This window comes from Sphingomonas sp. Leaf62 (assembly GCF_001421915.1).
Classification (GTDB): domain Bacteria; phylum Pseudomonadota; class Alphaproteobacteria; order Sphingomonadales; family Sphingomonadaceae; genus Sphingomonas.
This window is the reverse complement of the sequence record NZ_LMLN01000002.1, coordinates 13,474-16,612: the sequence shown is the minus strand read 5'-3', so window position 1 is coordinate 16,612 and position 3,139 is coordinate 13,474. Positions and strand designations below refer to the sequence as shown.

General features: G+C 68.3%; 3 protein-coding genes. 2 read left to right on the top strand and 1 reads right to left on the bottom strand.

Features of this window, described 5'->3' with window-relative positions:
- Positions 1-63: 63 nt before the first annotated feature.
- Entirely contained in the window at positions 64-1,254 is a 1,191-nt protein-coding gene (gene nhaA, locus ASE91_RS00795; RefSeq protein ID WP_056621864.1) for a Na+/H+ antiporter NhaA, read from the top strand.
- Here nhaA and ASE91_RS00790 read toward each other — a convergent pair.
- Positions 1,241-2,470: a dipeptidase gene (locus tag ASE91_RS00790; RefSeq protein ID WP_056621863.1), complete on the bottom strand. Its 1,230-nt coding sequence runs from the start codon at positions 2,468-2,470 to the stop codon at positions 1,241-1,243. The two genes, nhaA and ASE91_RS00790, sit on opposite strands and share 14 nt — an antisense overlap.
- 94 nt (positions 2,471-2,564) lie before the next feature.
- Here ASE91_RS00790 and ASE91_RS00785 point away from each other — a divergent pair, with 94 nt between their 5' ends.
- Positions 2,565-3,080 carry a hypothetical protein gene (locus ASE91_RS00785; RefSeq protein WP_056621861.1) on the top strand — a complete coding sequence of 172 codons (516 nt, stop codon included), beginning with the start codon at positions 2,565-2,567 and terminating at the stop codon, positions 3,078-3,080.
- Positions 3,081-3,139 lie beyond the last annotated feature (59 nt).

The window sequence follows — 3,139 nt, the reverse complement described above, 5'->3', positions numbered from 1 at the left end:
CCTCCACCACCGCTTTGCGGCGGTCCCCCTCCCCGTGCCGGGGAGGATTTGGTACGGGGCACCATGACCCGCCCCCGCTCCATGCTTCGCACGTTCCTTCACGGTGAGGCATCGGGCGGGATCGCCCTGATGCTGGCGTCGGCGCTGGCACTGGTGCTCGCCAACCTGCCTGGCACCGCCACCGCCTATTTTCATCTGCTGCACCTGACCACCGGGCCGGTGCTGAGCGCCCGTCATGGCCCTATGACGCTGCATCTGTGGGTCAATGATGCGGCGATGGCGCTGTTCTTCCTGCTGGTCGGTCTGGAGATCAAGCGCGAACTGGTCGACGGGCGACTGGCGACATGGGAGCAGCGCCGCCTGCCGGTGATCGCGGCGATCGCGGGCATGGCCGCGCCGGCGATCCTGTACCTGCTGGTCGCGCGATCGACGCCAGGCATCGCACGCGGATGGGCGATCCCGGCGGCGACCGACATCGCCTTTGCCGTCGGCGTGATGGCGTTGCTGGGGAAGCGCGTGCCGGCGGCGCTGAAGCTGTTTCTGACGACGCTGGCGATCGTCGACGATATGGGCGCGGTCGCGATCATCGCGCTCGGCTATACCAGCGATCTCGACCTGACGGCGCTGGGCGGCGCGGCGGTGGTGCTGGCAATGCTCATCGCGCTCAACCGGGCGGGGGTGGTGCGGCTGGCCCCGTATCTGATCCTGGCCCTGCCTTTATGGTATCTCGTGTTCCTGTCGGGCATCCATGCGACCGTCGCCGGGGTGCTGGCGGCGATGACCATTCCGGTCAAACCGACACCGGGCGCGCCGGAGGCGATCGATTCACCGCTTCACCGGCTCGAACATGCCATTCATCCGTGGGTCGCCTTCGCGGTCGTGCCGGTGTTCGGTTTCGTCAATGCCGGGGTTGCGGTGACGGGCGTGCCGCTGTCGATTCTGTGGGCACCACTGCCGCTGGCGGTTGCGGTCGGGCTGTTCGTCGGTAAACAGGTCGGCGTGCTTGGCGCGATCTGGCTGGCGGTGCGCAGCGGACTGTCGTGCCGGCCGGGCGATGCCAATTGGGTCCAGCTATGGGGCGTCGCGGCGCTAGCCGGGATCGGCTTCACCATGAGCCTGTTCATCGGCGGTCTCGCCTTTGCCGGCGATGCGGCGGCGATCGATCAGGTCAAGATCGGGGTACTCGCCGGATCGCTGCTGTCGGCATTGCTCGGTGCCGCGCTGCTGCGGTTCGCACCGGTCAGGGGTAGATAGCGTCGACCGGCTTCTGACCGGCCATCGCCTTCGCCACGGCCTCTGCCTTCGCCAGCACGCGCAGGACATTGCCCTGCGCCAGTGCGCTCAGGTCGCTGTCGGACCAGCCGCGCCGCGCCAGTTCGGCGAACAAGCGCGGATAGCCGTCGACGCCGCCCATGCCCTCCGGTCCGGTGCCCGAAATGCCGTCATAATCCCCACCGATGCCGACATGCGCCCGCCCGGCGATTTTCGCGATATGCTCGACATGATCGGCCATCGTCGCGGCGGTGACGCCGGGGGCGGGATTGGCGGCTTCCCAAGCCTTGACCGCTGGCGGCGTCTGCGTGCCGTAGCGGTTACCCGGCAGTCCCTGTGCCTTGGCAAAGGCACCGCGCCGGTTGTCCCAGTCGTTCCATGCGCTCGACAGGAACGCAGGATAGGCGTTGACCATCACCACGCCGCCGTTGCGGCCGATCGCCACCAGCAGCGGATCGGGAATGTTGCGCGGCCGGTCGGCGATTGCGCGGGCGTTGGAATGCGAGGCGATGACCGGGGCCTTCGTCGCCGCCAGCACAGCCGCCATCGTCGCGTCGGAGACGTGCGCGACATCGACCAGCATGCCCAAGCGGTTCATCTCCGCCACCACCTGCCGTCCGAACGGGGTTAGCCCGTTTGCCTGCGGCGCATCGGTCGAACTGTCGGCCCAGCCGACGCTCTTGCCATGGGTCAGCGTCATGTAGCGGACGCCGAGATTGTAATATTGGCGCAGGACCGACAGCCGGCCATCGATCTGGTGCCCGCCCTCCACGCCGATCAGCGAGGCGACGCGGCCGCGCTTCACAATCCGCGCCATGTCGGCGGCGTCGCGGGCCAGCGCCATGCGCGTCGGGTTGGCGGCGATCATGCGGCGGACGATGTCGATCTGTTCGATCGTGGTTTCGACCGCCTGCGGACCGGTGGTCGTCGCCGGAATCCATACCGACCAGAATTGTCCGCCGACATGCCCCTTGGCGAGGCGCGGCAGATCGGTCTGGAGCGGCGGTTCGATGCGGCTGGTATCGGCGGTCAGGTCGACCGCCTCGACCGCGGCATGATGCCCGTCGCGAATTTCCCAGGGCAGGTCGTTATGCCCGTCGATGATCGGGGTGCGCGCCAGCACGCGTTCGGCACGCGCGATGTCGGCGGCGGTCGGCGCAGGAGCCTGCGCGGCGAGCAGGAGCAGGGGAAGCAGCATCGGGGGCCAAGCTACCGCGTCGCGCAGGCGCGCGACAAGTGCTACAGCAGCGGCAGGTCATAAGCTGCGTGCATGGCCGAAGGGAGATGCGCCGATGGTTCCCCTGATGCTGTTGCTCGCCGGACAGACCGCGACCCCCGCCGTCCCGATCGATGGGCCGCCCGAGCGAATTTCGATCCTCGTTGATCCGTGCGCGTCGGCGCGGCGCAATTCGCAGGACGACGAAATCCTCGTCTGCGGCAAGGAGGTGCGGACGCCGCGGCTTCCGCTGCCATCCGAACGCACGCCGCCCGACCGGCCGCTGCCGTCCAATCCCTATGCCGACGGGCACGGGGCGATGGCGGCGACGTCCAGTCCGTGCGCAACGCGGTCGGAAGGGTGTACGACCGGGGTCGATATCTTTGGCGGGGGCACCTTCCTCGTCCTAGCGGTCGGCAAGCTGATCGATCCGAACAGTTGCTGCGAAGAACCCGGCGAGGCGACCAATTTTTTCAAGCTGCTCGGCGACGTTGTTCGCGGGGGGAAGGGCAGGCCGTCGAAGGAGGAGCGGGCCAAGCGGATCGCGATCCCGCTCGATCCGGCGGTGCCGTTGCCGGTGGCGGCGAAGTAAGGGGTTGCCGGCGTGACTCGGGCTGAAATTCCTCCCCGGTACGGGGAGGGGGACCGGCG